The 15,641-nt window shown below is 53.0% G+C and carries 8 protein-coding genes; 4 read left to right on the plus strand and 4 right to left on the minus strand.

Annotated features, from left to right (window positions below):
• Window positions 1–24: 24 nt before the first annotated feature.
• Window positions 25–1,080 carry an FAD:protein FMN transferase ApbE gene (gene apbE / locus JTA15_RS10675; RefSeq protein ID WP_032680573.1) on the minus strand — a complete coding sequence of 352 codons (1,056 nt, stop codon included), beginning with the start codon at window positions 1,078–1,080 and terminating at the stop codon, window positions 25–27.
• A 113-nt stretch (window positions 1,081–1,193) separates the two neighbouring features.
• Window positions 1,194–2,309 (minus strand): porin OmpC, encoded by a 1,116-nt coding sequence (locus tag JTA15_RS10680; RefSeq protein ID WP_020883165.1) that lies wholly within the window; start codon window positions 2,307–2,309, stop codon window positions 1,194–1,196.
• A 743-nt stretch (window positions 2,310–3,052) separates the two neighbouring features.
• Here JTA15_RS10680 and rcsD point away from each other — a divergent pair.
• Together rcsD and rcsB are read left to right on the plus strand one after the other, a co-directional pair.
• Window positions 3,053–5,725 carry a phosphotransferase RcsD gene (gene rcsD, locus JTA15_RS10685; RefSeq protein WP_138014044.1) on the plus strand — a complete coding sequence of 891 codons (2,673 nt, stop codon included), beginning with the start codon at window positions 3,053–3,055 and terminating at the stop codon, window positions 5,723–5,725.
• Between the two features lie 16 nt (window positions 5,726–5,741).
• Window positions 5,742–6,392 (plus strand): response regulator transcription factor RcsB, encoded by a 651-nt coding sequence (rcsB, locus tag JTA15_RS10690; RefSeq protein WP_006176468.1) that lies wholly within the window; start codon window positions 5,742–5,744, stop codon window positions 6,390–6,392.
• A gap of 90 nt (window positions 6,393–6,482) precedes the next feature.
• Here the strand turns inward: rcsB and rcsC are convergent, their stop codons facing one another.
• Window positions 6,483–9,329 carry a two-component system sensor histidine kinase RcsC gene (gene rcsC, locus JTA15_RS10695; RefSeq protein ID WP_219373211.1) on the minus strand — a complete coding sequence of 949 codons (2,847 nt, stop codon included), beginning with the start codon at window positions 9,327–9,329 and terminating at the stop codon, window positions 6,483–6,485.
• Between the two features lie 135 nt (window positions 9,330–9,464).
• On the minus strand, window positions 9,465–12,101 hold the full coding sequence (gene gyrA, locus JTA15_RS10700) for a DNA topoisomerase (ATP-hydrolyzing) subunit A (protein WP_014170963.1): 2,637 nt from the start codon (window positions 12,099–12,101) through the stop codon (window positions 9,465–9,467).
• Between the two features lie 146 nt (window positions 12,102–12,247).
• Here gyrA and ubiG point away from each other — a divergent pair, with 146 nt between their 5' ends.
• Entirely contained in the window at window positions 12,248–12,976 is a 729-nt protein-coding gene (gene ubiG / locus JTA15_RS10705; RefSeq protein WP_014170964.1) for a bifunctional 2-polyprenyl-6-hydroxyphenol methylase/3-demethylubiquinol 3-O-methyltransferase UbiG, read from the plus strand.
• Window positions 12,977–13,323: 347 nt separating this feature from the next.
• Window positions 13,324–15,609, plus strand: coding sequence for a class 1a ribonucleoside-diphosphate reductase subunit alpha (gene nrdA, locus JTA15_RS10710; protein WP_020883162.1), 2,286 nt, complete (start codon window positions 13,324–13,326; stop codon window positions 15,607–15,609).
• The last annotated feature ends 32 nt before the right edge of the window (window positions 15,610–15,641 follow it).

The raw sequence follows: 15,641 nt of genomic DNA on the forward strand, positions 1-15,641 counted from the left end.
ATTAAAAACCCGCAACCTTGCTTTTTAATTCTTGTCACTTACCAGGAAGCTGTCGAACTGCGGCGAACTCCAGGTTTTGAAGCCATCAGCCTCTTTGGTGATCATATAGACAGCCAGTCCTTCCTGGCGGACCACCTCTTTGGCTTTCTCCGGACCGAGGACCATTAAACCGGTATCCCAGGCATCGGCTTCCAGCGCGGTGGGGGCAATGACCGTCACCGAGACCAGATTATGCGCGATAGGGCGACCGGTCTGCGGATCGATCACATGCGAAATCCGCTTCCCGTCGAGTTCATAATAGTTACGGTAGCTCCCGGAGGTGCTGATACCGTGACCGTTAATATCTACAATCGCCTGTACGGCGTTTTGCTGGTCGGTCGGTTTTTGAATCGCCACTCGCCACGGATTACCGCTGGCATTCATGCCGCGGCTGACTAACGCGCCGCCCACGGACACCAGGTAACGCGAAATACCTTCCTGGGCCATCAGCGCGGCCAGATGATCTGCCGCATACCCTTCCCCTACCGTCGACAGATCAACAAACAGATCGGGAATATCTTTTTGCAGGTACTGTTGTCCGTACTGGTTGATCACCGTCAGGTGCTGTAACCCTGTCCGGGCGCGGGCGTCATCTATCGCCGCCTGGTCAGGCGTGGTGACAGGTTGCTTGTTCGGGCCAAACCCCCACAGGTTAACCAGCGGCCCCACGGTCACGTCCATCGCGCCGTTGGTCTTGTAGCCCACGCGCATTGATTCGGTCACGATATCGGCCATTGCTTCGCTCACCGGCCACAGGGAAGTGCTGGTAGAGAGGTTAAAGCGCATCAGCGCAGAGTCATTTTTGTAGGTCGAAAGAAGCTGATCGTCGGCGTCCAGCTGCGACTGAATTTTGCTGCGAAGTTCGTCAGTGCGTGTCTTATCGAGATTCATCACGCTGACACGCCAGAATGTGCCCATCGTTTTGCCTTCCAGCACCGTCGCCGCGGGAGCATCCGTTTTGGCCACAGGCGTGGAAGAGTCACATGCTGTCAGGAAAAAAAGTATAGCCAGGAAGCTGGCGCGTAAAAAAGTCATGTCCATTCATTATTATCCTCATGCCAGGGCGGCAAGAGTACACCAAAAGGGTGAATTGTAAGAACCGAAAAGGCACGAAAAAGGGGCCATAAGGCCCCCTTTGTCACACGATGAAGCGATTAGAACTGGTAAACCAGACCCAGCGCTACGATATCATCAGTACCGATACCCGCCTGACGGGTGAATTCATTTTCATCAACCAGGTTGATTTTGTAATCAACGTAGGTGGACATGTTTTTGTTGAAGTAGTAAGTCGCGCCAACATCAACATATTTCAGCAGATCCTGATCGCCGTAACCTTCGATGTCTTTACCTTTGGACTGCAGGTAAGCCACGGATGGACGCAGACCGAAGTCGAACTGGTACTGAGCAACCACTTCGAAGTTCTGTGCTTTGTTAGCAAAGCCGTAAATGTCGCTGCTGCTCTGAGAGTTACCGAAACGGGTTGCGTTATAGGTCTGAGAGTACTGCGCCGCCAGGTAGATGTTGTTGGCGTCGTATTTCAGGCCACCAGAGTAAACTTCAGCACGATCGCCTTCGCCTTTCAGCGCCAGGTTAGCGGTGTCGTTCTGGTCAGCAGTACGTTTAGAAGAAGACATCGCACCACCGATGCTGAAGCCTTCGCCCAGGTTGTAGGTCACAGACGCGCCGTAACCGTCACCGTTCTGTTTCAGGGTGCTACGACCGGAATCGTTTTCACCGCTTACGCTGCCGTTTTTACCCTGATACTGCAGAGCAAAGTTCAGGCCATCAACCAGACCGAAGAAGTCCTGGTTACGGTAGGTTGCTACGCCGTTAGCACGGGATTGCAGGAAGTTGTCTGCACCGTAGGTGTCGCCGCCAAATTCTGGCAGAACGTCAGTCCAGGACGTTACGTCGTAGATCACACCGTAGTTACGACCATAATCGAAAGAACCCGCGTCAGCGAATTTCAGACCCGCAAACGCCACACGCGTCCAGGACTGGTTGTCGCTTTCAGAGGTGTTGCCCTGAATCTGGTATTCCCACTGGCCGTAACCGGTCAGCTGATCGTTAACCTGGGTTTCGCCTTTGAAGCCAAGACGCATGTAAGTCTGGTCGCCATCATTGCTCTTGTCGTCAGAGAAATAGTGCAGACCATCAACTTTGCCGTACAGATCTAATTTGTTGCCATCTTTGTTATAAATTTCAGCCGCATTTGCTGCGCCTGCCACCAGCAGAGCTGGTACCAGGAGGGACAGTACTTTAACTTTCATTTTATTAACCCTCTGTTATATGCCTTATAATTGCCACTGCTTACTGATTAACCCTCATTAACCAGTCGGCAATTTCATTCTCCGCAAAATTACAGAATAATCCAACGGGAATATGATACGAAAACTTTGAAAATGTTTCATTTCACGATAAACATGTTTCAAAATGTAACTATCAAGGAACTTTTACAAAGCACAGAGAGCTTAAGAATTTAGCACTTATCATCAAGTGAGAAGAAAAAACATTTAAATTCAGCAAACTACATTAAAAATATTTACAGCACTGAATGACAAAACAAGATCGGCCGTTATCTCTAAAATAACTCTCGCTATCATCATTAACTTTATTTATTACCGTCATTCAGATTTGAATGTCTGTTTATCCCTAATTCTACCGAATGCCTGGCATTCGGTTTTTTTTTACCTTTCTTTACGTAGCATGTGTTTTTTTGTGCTACCGCACTGAAATTGTAACGACTATTAACTAAATTCGTTTCCTCTCTCCTCGAGAACCGCGTCATTACTGCAAATCTCAATTTCTTGTTAATTCGTGCTATTTACCGGTATGTATCGTTTTTTATTTGTACACTCTCACTCGCTTTGTACATGTTTCATGCAATGGCGTTCTCCGATATTGTCAGTCGAAAAAGTGGCGGGTTCAAAGAGCGTGACGCTGGAAATTCAGGTATTACCCTTTATACTGCCCTATCGCCATAGAGCACGACCATTACGGGTTAAAGATATCAATGAGTCAGACTGAAACTACCGCTCCGAGCAAATTCTCCCTCTTACCCGGGAGCATCACCCGTTTCTTTCTTCTTTTGATCGTTGTGCTGCTAGTCACAATGGGGGTTATGGTTCAGAGCGCGGTTAACGCCTGGCTGAAGGACAAGAGCTATCAGGTTGTTGATATCACCCACGCCGTCCACAAGCGCATTGATACCTGGCGCTATGCAACCTGGCAGATTTACGACAACATCGCGGCCGCGCCGGCAACCTCCTCCGGAGACGGGCTTCAGGAGACTCGCCTGAAGCAGGACGTCTATTATCTGGAAAAACCACAGCGCAAAACCGAAGCGCTGATCTTCGGCTCTCATGACAGCGCAACGCTTGAGATGACCCAGCGCATCTCAACCTATCTTGATACCCTTTGGGGTGCCGAGACGGTGCCGTGGTCGATGTACTATCTGAACGGTCAGGACAACAGCATGATCCTGATCTCAACCCTGCCGCTAAAAGATCTCTCTTCCGGTTTCAAAGAGACGACCGTGGGCAGCATTGTCGATTCCCGCCGGGCAGAAATGCTGCAGCAGGCGAACGCCCTTGATGAACGTGAGAGCTTCTCATCTCTGCGCCGCCTCGCCTGGCAGAATGGCCATTACTTTACGCTGCGTACCACCTTTAACCAGCCAGGCCATCTGGCGACGGTGGTGGCCTTTGATTTGCCCATCAATGACTTGATTCCACCGGATATGCCACTCGACAGCTTCCGTCTGGAGCCGGACAGCAACACTCAGAATATGCGTGCCGCATCGGATAAAGAGGCCGCAGAGAGCGTATCGATCTCCTTTAACGGCTCGAAAATCGAAATTGCCTCTTCGCTGAACTCAACCGGTATGCGTCTGGTGTGGCAAGTGCCGTTCGGCACCCTGCTGCTTGATACGCTGCAAAATATCCTCCTGCCCCTGCTGCTGAATATCGGCCTGCTGGCGCTGGCGCTGTTTGGCTACAGCACGTTCCGCTTCCAGTCAGGGCGTCAAAGCGATGCCGCTCCGGTCCCGGCAGGAACCAGTAACGAACTGCGCGTGTTGCGCGCGCTGAATGAAGAGATTATTTCCGTGCTGCCGCTTGGGGTGCTGGTTCACGATCAGGAAGCCAACCGTACGGTGATGAGCAATAAAATTGCTGACCACCTGCTGCCTCATCTCAATCTGCAGAACATCACCGCTATGGCGGATCAACATCAGGGCGTGATTCAGGCAACCATTAATAACGAGCTGTATGAGATCCGACAGTTCCGCAGCCAGATCGCCTCCCGCACGCAGATCTTCATCATCCGCGATCAGGATCGTGAAGTGCTGGTGAATAAAAAGCTCAAGCAGGCACAACGTCTGTATGAGAAAAACCAGCAGGGGCGCGCTGCCTTTATGCAGAATATTGGTGATGCCTTCAAGAAGCCGTTAAAAATGCTGGCTACCCAGGCGGCGGCGCTGAATACATCCGAAAGCCATCAGCTTGCCTGCCAGGCCGACTCGCTGGTGCGCATGGTAGATGAGATCCAGCTGGCGAATATGCTCGAAAATGATTTCTGGAAAGGAACGCCGACCCTCTTCTCTATCCAGAATCTGATCGATGAAGTGGTGCCTGAGGTCCTGCCCGTGATTAAGCGCAAAGGGCTGCAGCTGCTGATCAATAACCATTTACCGGCGAATGATGAACGTCACGGCGATCGCGAAGCGCTGCGTCGCATTCTGCTGATGATTATTCAGTACGCCGTCACCACCACCCAGATCGGCAAGATCACCCTGGAAGTCAGTACCGACGAGTCGGCTGAAGATCGCCTGACGTTCCGCATCCTGGATACCGGGGAAGGCGTAACGACAAGCGAAATCGATAATCTGCATTTCCCGTTCCTGAATGACACCCAGAGCGATCATTACGGCAAGGCCAATGCCCTGACCTTCTGGTTATGCGATCAGCTGGCACGTAAGCTCGGTGGCCATCTGAATATCAAGGCCCGCGAATCACTTGGCACGCGTTACTCACTGCACGTTAAAATGGCGGCGAATCCACAGGAAGAAGACGAAGAACGCCTGCTGGATGATGTGGTCGTGATGGTGGATGTGACCTCGAACGAGATCCGCAATATTGTGGTTCGTCAGTTAGAAAACTGGGGCGCGGCCTGCATAACGCCGGATGAAAGACTCTCAAGTCAAGAATTTGATCTGTTTTTAACTGATAATCCGTCTAATCTTACTGCCTCCGGCTTGCTTTTAAGCGATGATGAGCCAGGCGTGCGAAAAATCGGCCCAGGCCAGCTGCGCGTCAACTTTAATATAAGCAATGCGATGCAGGAAGCTGTACTACAACTAATAGAAGAGCAACTGGCGCAGGAAGAGATAGCGGAATCACCGTTAGGCGGCAATGAAAATGCCGAGCTTCACGCCAGCGGATACTATTCACTCTTTGTTGATACAGTACCAGATGATGTTAAGCGGTTGTATACTGAGTCCGCTGCGAATGATTTTGCAGCGCTGGCACAGACAGCACACCGGCTTAAAGGGGTGTTTGCCATGCTTAATCTGGTTCCCGGCAAGCAGTTATGTGAAACGCTGGAACATCTAATTCGTGAGAAAGATGCCTCTGGCATTGAAAAATACATCAGCGACATTGACGCCTACGTCAAAAGCTTGCTGTAGCAAGGTAGCCTTATACATGAACAATATGAACGTAATTATTGCCGATGACCATCCGATTGTACTGTTCGGTATTCGCAAATCACTTGAACAGATCGAGTGGGTGAATGTAGTCGGTGAATTTGAAGACTCTACAGCACTGATCAATAACCTCCCAAAGCTTGATGCGCATGTGCTCATCACCGATCTCTCCATGCCTGGGGACAAATACGGTGATGGGATCACACTCATCAAATATATCAAACGTCACTTCCCGGACATTTCGATCATTGTTCTGACCATGAACAACAACCCGGCCATTCTGAGCGCCGTGCTGGATCTGGATATCGAAGGGATTGTGCTGAAACAGGGTGCGCCGACCGATCTGCCAAAAGCGCTCGCTGCGCTGCAGAAAGGCAAGAAGTTCACGCCTGAAAGCGTCTCTCGTTTGCTGGAAAAAATCAGCGCCGGTGGCTATGGCGACAAACGCCTGTCTCCGAAAGAGAGCGAAGTTCTGCGCCTGTTCGCCGAAGGTTTCCTGGTCACCGAGATTGCCAAGAAGCTGAACCGCAGTATTAAAACCATCAGTAGCCAGAAGAAATCAGCAATGATGAAACTGGGTGTGGATAACGATATTGCACTGCTGAACTATCTCTCCTCCGTTACGCTGAGCGCGTCGGATAAGGATTGATGTTGACCGGGTGTGCGGCCTGATGGCCTCACCTCCTCCCCCTCCCGGCGTGTGAGGGAAACAACAAAAAAGGCCCTGACGGGCCTTTTTTTATACTCTCGCTTTTCTGACCCGCTCCGCATACACGGAGATCGTCTGTTTCAGGACGTCCAGCGTCACCGGTTTCGACAGACAACTGTCCATCCCTGACTCCAGACAGCGCTGTTTCTCTTCCGCCAGCGCATTCGCCGTCACGCCCACGACCGGCAACGTCAGGCCAAGCTGGCGTATACGCTGCGTCAGACGGTAGCCATCCATATTCGGCATGTTGACGTCGCTAAGAACGATATCAATGTGGTTTTTACTCAGCACGTTCAGCGCATCCACGCCGTCATTGGCGGTTTTGCACTGATAGCCAAGCGAACCCAGCTGGTCTGCCAGCAGGCGACGGTTAATCGGATGGTCATCCACCACCAGAATCATCATATCGTCATTCAGCGATGCCAGCGCATCCGGTGACGGCAACTCCGTCGCCCCGTCGCTATCTTCCAGCTGCACGCTGTAAATACGTGCCAGCAGGCTCATGAGCTCATGCGGTGTCGCCACGCTGTGCACCCATTCACCCGGAGCTCGTTCGACCGGAATACCGATATGGCGACGGCAGAAGTGAACCACCCCTCTGCCCTGCCAGGGTTGTTCCAGCACCTCGTCGGTGATCAGCACATCGTCGACATCCGGCGTTTGCCCTTCATAGCGGGACACGCGCACGCCGCTGTGGGTAAGAAGCGCCGTCAGGTAATCATTCAGTGAGGCATTGTGTACTGCCAGCCAGCAGCGCTTATCGCTCAGCCCGTCCACCACCGCTTTTGCTGGGTACTGGGCAGAATAGAGCGGAATGCGGATAGTAAACTGGCTGCCCATGCCTGGCTCGGTATCAACGGAGATATCACCATCCATCATGCTCACGAGCTTCTCACAGATCGCCAGACCCAACCCGGTCCCCTGGAAGTTACGCTGTACGCCGGTACCGACCTGGAAGAACGGGTCAAACAGACGCACCACTTCCTTCGCCGGGATACCCACGCCGGTATCACGCACGCGAATACTCAGGTAGTCCCCTGCCCGACACACGTGCAACACAATACAGCCGATATCGGTAAATTTAATGGCGTTACTGAGCAGGTTAGAAATGACCTGCTGCAGACGCATCGGATCGCCATGCAGCGTCAGCGGCACGTCCGCCTCAATAAAGCAGTAGAGGCCCAGCTGTTTACGCACCACCAGCGGCAGATAGTTGGCGCTGATGTGGTTCATCACCTCGCGCGGAGAGAACTCCCGCGGCTCAATTTTCAGCTGCTCCGACTCAATTTTGGAGAAATCAAGAATATCGCTGATGATTTTCAGCAGCAGGCTGGAGGAGTTATTCATCGCCGTCACCAGGCGATCGACCCCTTTCGGTAGCTCTTTGGTCTGCAGAAGATCAAGGTTACCGATAATCCCGTACAGCGGGGTACGCAACTCGTGGCTGACGGTGGCGAGGAACATGGATTTTGACTGGCTGGCCTGCTCGGCGGCCTGCGCCATCTCCTGCAACGACTCTTCCATCTTCACACGCGCCGAGACATCTACCAGGACGCAAATTGCCACGTTCTCATTACGATAGCGGGAGTGCACAAAGCTGATTTGCAGGTTCGTGTGCGTGCTGGTCAGCACGTCAACGAAGTTCACCTGCTGGCCACAGATAATCTGCGTCAGCCTCTGTCGGTCCTCATGCGTCAGCATGTTCAGGTAGTTATGCGCCAGCTCGTTACTGAGGATATTGGTCCCGTCCTGCGTGCGCAGGATGCAGATCCCCACCGGCGCCGAGGCGACAATCTTGCGGTTAAACTGCTCGTGCTCTTCCAGCCGCTGAGCGTCGCTTTCGGCGGGTATAAAGATTTTGCGCTCATACATTCGCGCCAGGGTAAACAGCGCCCCCCCGGCCAGCAGGTTCAGCAAAATCGCGTTCATGATAAGAATGCGGATCCGCTCAAGCACCATATCCACGGGCAGCGAATAGACAATACTCAGCGACGAAGGCGGCAAGCTCTTTTTAAGCACCAGCTCACGGAAGCCTGAGGTATAGCCAAACCACGACCGCTCCTGCATCCAGTGCGGATCGACGTTCAGTCGATTCTCCGGACCGGCAAGTGAGATCAGGGTATGTCCGTTTTCATCCAGAATGGTCACGCCCATCGGCAGACTGCCCGGCGTGAAGAAGTTTTCCATGCGAATGGTCTGTTCAATCCCCAGCAGCGCCTGCAGACGATTACCCAGATAGACCGGCGTGAGGGCGTAGAAATAGCCCACCCCCATGCGTGGCCCCTGGCTTATCCAGAAGATGTTATTCCCGCGCTCGTCCTGCGGCGCATTGCGATATTTCACAATGCGTTCGTGCAGGCTTTTCAGCGCATCATCGCGCTCAACGGGCACATCGCGCAGGCCAAAGTCGGCCATGCAGAGATTTTCACTGCCAATCAGGAAGACGCGGTTCAGATCATAGGCGGCGGAAAAGTTGTCACGCCAGTAGCGCATAAACCAGGACAGCGACTCCAGTGAACCGCGCCAGGTGCTGCCCATCGCAGAGCAATCGGAATCCGGAAACAGCGGCTCGAAATTCGGTACTTCGGTTTTGTCATTACGCCCACGGATGGCAAGAATGCCGTTTTCCGCGGTCAGGCGATTCTCGGCAATGTACTTCAGCTCCTTCATCACGTCGGACGTTCGCTGAATATAGCGCTGGGCCTGATCGGAGCTTAAGTTAAACTCCTGGCGGATCTCCGCTTCTTTCTGATGAAGGGCGTTAACGATGTAAAACACCGACAATAATGCCACCAGCAACCAAAGCAAGAGCGCCAGCGCCCGAAACAGATAGCGAGAGACTTTCAGCGTGGTACGAAAGGAGACGAGGTATTTCAAAGGGGCGAGGCTCCGCCGTCGGGGTCAAAAAGAATGTGGTTAAGGTAGCGGTAAACGCGCCTTGTCGCAACGTTCACTTATCTGCTTGTGCAAAAGAAAAGGGCCGGAAACCGGCCCTTTTTGCATCAGGAGACATTACTCGTCAGCGTCATCCGCTGCATCATCTTCGGTATCGGCTTCTGGTGCGATTTCATCATCACCTTCTGCGACGCTACCGTCGATAGAGTCGAGCTCTTCGTCATCCACAGGCTCAGCTACACGCTGCAGACCCACGACGTTTTCATCTTCCGCGGTACGGATGAGGATCACACCCTGAGTATTACGGCCAACCACGCTGATCTCAGATACGCGTGTACGCACCAGCGTACCGGCATCCGTGATCATCATGATCTGGTCGGCATCGTCTACCTGTACCGCGCCCACAACGGATCCGTTGCGCTCGGTAACCTTGATAGAGATAACGCCCTGCGTGCCACGAGACTTGGTCGGGTATTCGCTTTCGGCAGTACGTTTACCGTAGCCGTTCTGCGTGACGGTCAGGATAGCACCTTCACCGCGCGGAACGATCAGGGAAACGACGGTATCTTCACCGGCCAGTTTGATACCACGAACACCTGTTGCAGTACGGCCCATTGCACGAACCGCGTTCTCTTTGAAGCGCACCACCTTACCGGCGGCGGAGAACAGCATCACTTCATCGGAACCGGAGGTGAGGTCAACGCCAATCAGTTCGTCACCGTCGTTCAGGTTCACCGCGATGATACCGGCAGAACGTGGACGGCTGAATTCGGTCAGCGCGGTTTTCTTCACGGTACCGCTGGCGGTCGCCATAAAGACGTTCACGCCTTCTTCGTACTCACGTACAGGCAGAATCGCGGTGATACGTTCGTTCGCTTCCAGCGGCAGCAGGTTCACGATTGGACGACCACGCGCACCACGGCTCGCTTCTGGCAGCTGATAGACCTTCATCCAGTACAGACGACCACGGCTTGAGAAGCAGAGGATCGTGTCATGGGTGTTTGCCACCAGCAGACGGTCAATAAAGTCTTCTTCTTTAATACGTGCTGCCGATTTGCCTTTACCGCCACGACGCTGTGCTTCGTAGTCGGTCAGCGGCTGATACTTCACATAGCCCTGGTGAGACAGGGTGACCACCACATCTTCGCGGTTGATCAGATCTTCAATGTTGATATCAGAGCTGTTCGCCGTGATTTCGGTGCGACGCTCATCGCCGAACTGATCGCGGACCAGTTCCAGCTCTTCACGGATCACTTCCATCAGGCGCTCTGCGCTACCCAGGATATGCAGCAGCTCGGCAATCTGTTCCAGCAGTTCTTTGTATTCGTCGAGCAGTTTTTCGTGCTCAAGGCCAGTCAGTTTCTGCAGACGCAGATCCAGAATCGCCTGGGCCTGCTGTTCAGTCAGGTAGTACTGACCGTCACGCACGCCGAACTCAGGCTCCAGCCATTCAGGACGCGCAGCATCGTCGCCAGCGCGTTCCAGCATGGCGGCCACGTTGCCCAGATCCCACGGACGGGCAATCAGAGACGCTTTCGCTTCCGCAGGGGTTGGTGCACGGCGAATCAACTCAATGATTGGGTCGATGTTTGCCAGTGCAACGGCCAACGCTTCAAGGATATGCGCACGGTCGCGGGCTTTACGCAGTTCGAAAATAGTACGGCGAGTCACCACTTCACGGCGGTGACGCACAAACGCGCTCAGAATATCTTTCAGGTTCATGATCTTCGGCTGACCATGGTGCAATGCAACCATGTTGATACCGAAGGAGACCTGGAGCTGAGTCTGGGAATACAGGTTGTTCAGTACAACCTCGCCCACCGCGTCGCGTTTGATTTCAATCACGATGCGCATGCCGTCTTTATCAGATTCGTCACGCAGCGCGCTGATGCCTTCAACACGTTTTTCTTTTACCAGCTCGGCGATTTTTTCAATCAGACGCGCTTTGTTCACCTGATACGGGATCTCGTGAACAATGATGGTTTCACGGCCGGTTTTGGCATCCGCTTCCACTTCGGCGCGGGCACGGATATAAATCTTGCCACGTCCGGTGCGGTACGCTTCTTCAATACCACGACGACCGTTGATGATCGCCGCCGTCGGGAAGTCTGGACCCGGGATGTGTTCCATCAGCCCTTCAATGCTGATGTCTTCATCCTCAATATAGGCCAGGCAGCCGTTGATCACTTCCGTGATGTTATGCGGTGGAATGTTGGTTGCCATACCGACGGCGATACCGGACGAACCGTTCACCAGCAGGTTAGGGATTTTCGTTGGCATAACGTCCGGAATGCGTTCCGTGCCGTCATAGTTATCAACGAAATCAACCGTCTCTTTTTCCAGGTCAGCCATCAGCTCATGGGCAATTTTCGCCAGACGGATTTCCGTATAACGCATTGCCGCGGCGGAGTCGCCGTCGATAGAACCAAAGTTACCCTGACCATCTACCAGCATGTAACGCAGCGAGAATGGCTGCGCCATTCGGACGATAGTGTCGTACACCGCGGAATCACCATGGGGATGGTATTTACCGATTACGTCACCAACGACACGGGCAGATTTTTTGTAGGCTTTATTCCAGTCATTGCCCAATACGTTCATGGCGTATAGTACGCGACGGTGTACCGGCTTCAGGCCATCGCGGACGTCCGGCAGCGCACGGCCAACAATGACCGACATCGCATAGTCCAGATAGGAGCTCTTCAGCTCTTCCTCGATGTTAACCGGTGTAATTTCTCTCGCAAGGTCGCTCATCTAACCGCTATCCCTCTACTGTATCCCGGATTCAAAGGTCGCAAATTATAACACAGCCGCGGTGATTGAGGTAAACCAATAAGCTTTATTCAACCGCGCGGGCTGATATACTCCGAAGTCTTGCAAAATAAGGAGTAAAAGCGCCCATGAATGCCGAAAAATCCCCGGTGGCTCACAACGTTGACCATGAAGAGATTGCCAAATTCGAAGCGGTGGCATCCCGCTGGTGGGATCTCGAAGGTGAGTTTAAACCTCTGCACCGCATTAACCCGCTGCGTCTGGGCTATATCGCGGAGCGTTCCGGCGGCCTGTTCGGTAAGAAAGTGCTCGACGTCGGCTGCGGCGGCGGCATTCTGGCAGAAAGCATGGCGCGCGAAGGGGCCACCGTCACCGGTCTGGATATGGGCTTTGAACCGCTGCAGGTTGCCCGTCTTCATGCGCTGGAATCTGGAGTGCAGGTGGAATATGTGCAGGAAACCGTCGAAGAACATGCGGCGAAGCATGCCCATCAGTACGACGTGGTGACCTGTATGGAAATGCTGGAGCACGTTCCCGACCCCCAGTCCGTGGTTCACGCCTGTGCAAAACTGGTGAAACCGGGCGGCCAGGTCTTCTTCTCGACGATCAACCGAAACGGAAAAGCCTGGCTGATGGCGGTCGTCGGGGCGGAGTATGTGCTGCGTATGGTGCCAAAAGGCACGCACGACGTGAAGAAATTCATCAAGCCTGCTGAATTATTAAGCTGGGTTGATCAGACGTGGCTCAAGGAGCAGCACATCACCGGTCTGCATTACAATCCATTGACCGATAAATTCAAACTCGCACCGGGTGTAGATGTTAACTATATGTTGCATACAACCGCCAAAAATGACTGACGTCATCCATTATTCTTATAAAGATTGCGCGACATCATGTTGCGCAATTCTGACCTCCCGTTGAAGAAATCAGCACTCGATCAAATTTTGAATTTTTTTTCTTAATTATTGACATCTCTTCCAGGCCTTACGGTACGAGGACTTAGCCTTTTTTACCCTTTGACAACCTCAATTTAACGTCAAAATCAACCCTTGTGCTGAAAAGATTCGATACTAGAATACTCACCATATAGCGTTTTTCTTATCGCAAACCCCCTATATGTAGTATTTATCCACAGAGTTAGTCACAAGACGGATCTGTGGATAAGCGGGGGATATTTTTTATTTCACGGACAGGTAAAACCCACATGAATCAGAGTCTGCTGGTGACTAAGCGCGACGGTACCACCGAGCGTATCAATCTGGACAAAATCCATCGTGTTCTCGACTGGGCAGCAGAAGGACTGAATAACGTATCTATCTCCCAGGTTGAACTGCGCTCTCACATTCAGTTCTACGATGGCATCAAGACATCTGATATCCACGAAACCATCATCAAGGCTGCGGCGGATCTCATCTCCCGTGAAGCCCCGGATTATCAGTACCTCGCTGCACGTCTGGCGATTTTCCACCTGCGTAAAAAAGCGTACGGCCAGTTTGAGCCGCCAAAGCTTTACGATCACGTGGTGAAAATGGTTGAGCTGGGCAAATACGACACGCATCTGCTGGAAGACTATACGGAAGAAGAGTTCGAGCAGATGAACGGGTTTATCGATCACTGGCGCGACATGAACTTCTCTTACGCGGCGGTGAAGCAGCTCGAAGGCAAATACCTGGTTCAGAACCGTGTGACCGGTGAGATCTACGAAAGCGCCCAGTTCCTCTATATTCTGGTGGCCGCCTGCCTGTTCTCTAACTACCCGCGTGACACCCGTCTGGAATACGTGAAGCGTTTCTACGATGCGGTTTCCACGTTCAAGATTTCTCTGCCTACGCCAATCATGTCTGGCGTGCGTACCCCAACCCGTCAGTTCAGCTCATGCGTCCTGATCGAGTGTGGTGACAGCCTGGATTCCATCAACGCAACCTCCAGCGCCATCGTGAAATATGTCTCCCAGCGTGCCGGTATCGGCATCAACGCCGGTCGCATCCGTGCACTGGGTAGCCCGATTCGCGGCGGTGAAGCGTTCCACACCGGCTGTATCCCTTTCTACAAACACTTCCAGACCGCGGTAAAATCCTGCTCTCAGGGCGGTGTACGCGGTGGTGCAGCCACCCTGTTCTACCCAATGTGGCACCTGGAAGTGGAAAGCCTGCTGGTACTGAAAAACAACCGTGGCGTTGAAGGCAACCGCGTTCGTCACATGGACTACGGCGTACAGATCAACAAGCTGATGTACACCCGTCTGCTGAAAGGTGAAGACATCACCCTGTTCAGCCCGTCCGACGTTCCGGGCCTGTATGACGCGTTCTTCGCCGATCAGGATGAGTTCGAGCGTCTGTACACCAAATACGAAAAAGACGACAGCATCCGTAAGCAGCGCGTTAAGGCGGTTGACCTGTTCTCCCTGATGATGCAGGAACGTGCCTCTACCGGCCGTATCTACATTCAGAACGTTGACCACTGCAACACCCATAGCCCGTTTGACCCGGTGGTTGCGCCAGTGCGCCAGTCTAACCTGTGCCTGGAAATCGCCCTGCCGACCAAACCGCTGGAAGATGTTAACGACGAAAACGGCGAAATCGCGCTCTGCACCCTCTCTGCTTTCAACCTGGGCGCTATCAAGAGCCTGGAAGAGCTGGAAGAGCTGGCGGTGCTGGCCGTGCGTGCGCTGGATGCCCTGCTGGATTACCAGGACTACCCAATTCCTGCGGCAAAACGTGGAGCAATGGGCCGTCGTACCCTCGGTATCGGCGTTATCAACTTTGCCTACTGGCTGGCGAAACACGGTAAGCGTTACTCCGACGGCAGCGCGAACAACCTGACCCACGAAACGTTCGAAGCGATTCAGTACTACCTGCTGAAAGCCTCCAACGAGCTGGCGAAAGAGCAAGGCGCGTGCCCGTGGTTCAACGAAACCACCTATGCGAAAGGCATTCTGCCGATCGATACCTACAAGAAAGACCTGGATGCGATCTCTAACGAACCGCTGCATCTGGACTGGGAAGCGCTGCGTGAATCCATCAAGACTCACGGCCTGCGTAACTCCACGCTGTCTGCCCTGATGCCGTCTGAGACCTCTTCGCAGATCTCTAACGCCACCAACGGTATTGAACCACCGCGCGGCCACGTCAGCATTAAAGCGTCGAAAGACGGTATCCTGCGTCAGGTTGTGCCTGACTACGAGCTGCTGAAAGACAACTACGAGCTGCTGTGGGAAATGCCAAACAACGACGGTTACCTGCAGCTGGTGGGGATCATGCAGAAGTTTATCGACCAGTCGATTTCTGCTAACACCAACTACGACCCGACGCGCTTCCCGTCTGGCAAGGTACCGATGCAGCAACTGTTGAAAGACCTGCTCACCGCCTACAAATTTGGTGTGAAAACCCTGTACTATCACAACACCCGTGATGGTGCGGAAGACGCTCAGGATGACATGGCACCGTCAATTCAGGACGATGGCTGCGAAAGCGGCGCATGTAAGATCTAATGAAGGGCGGGGATATCCCCGCCTTTATTTCG

The organism is Enterobacter sp. BIDMC 29, assembly GCF_019378755.1.
In the GTDB taxonomy this organism is placed as follows: domain Bacteria; phylum Pseudomonadota; class Gammaproteobacteria; order Enterobacterales; family Enterobacteriaceae; genus Enterobacter; species Enterobacter ludwigii.

Bases quoted from the DNA above. Each gene is read 5' to 3' on its own strand.
- rcsD (WP_138014044.1), top strand. From the start codon at position 3,053: ATGAGTCAGACTGAAACTACCGCTCCGAGCAAATTCTCCCTCTTACCC.
- nrdA (WP_020883162.1), top strand. From the start codon at position 13,324: ATGAATCAGAGTCTGCTGGTGACTAAGCGCGACGGTACCACCGAGCGT.
- ubiG (WP_014170964.1), top strand. From the start codon at position 12,248: ATGAATGCCGAAAAATCCCCGGTGGCTCACAACGTTGACCATGAAGAG.
- gyrA (WP_014170963.1), bottom strand. From the start codon at position 12,101: ATGAGCGACCTTGCGAGAGAAATTACACCGGTTAACATCGAGGAAGAG.
- rcsB (WP_006176468.1), top strand. From the start codon at position 5,742: ATGAACAATATGAACGTAATTATTGCCGATGACCATCCGATTGTACTG.
- JTA15_RS10680 (WP_020883165.1), bottom strand. From the start codon at position 2,309: ATGAAAGTTAAAGTACTGTCCCTCCTGGTACCAGCTCTGCTGGTGGCA.
- apbE (WP_032680573.1), bottom strand. From the start codon at position 1,080: ATGGACATGACTTTTTTACGCGCCAGCTTCCTGGCTATACTTTTTTTC.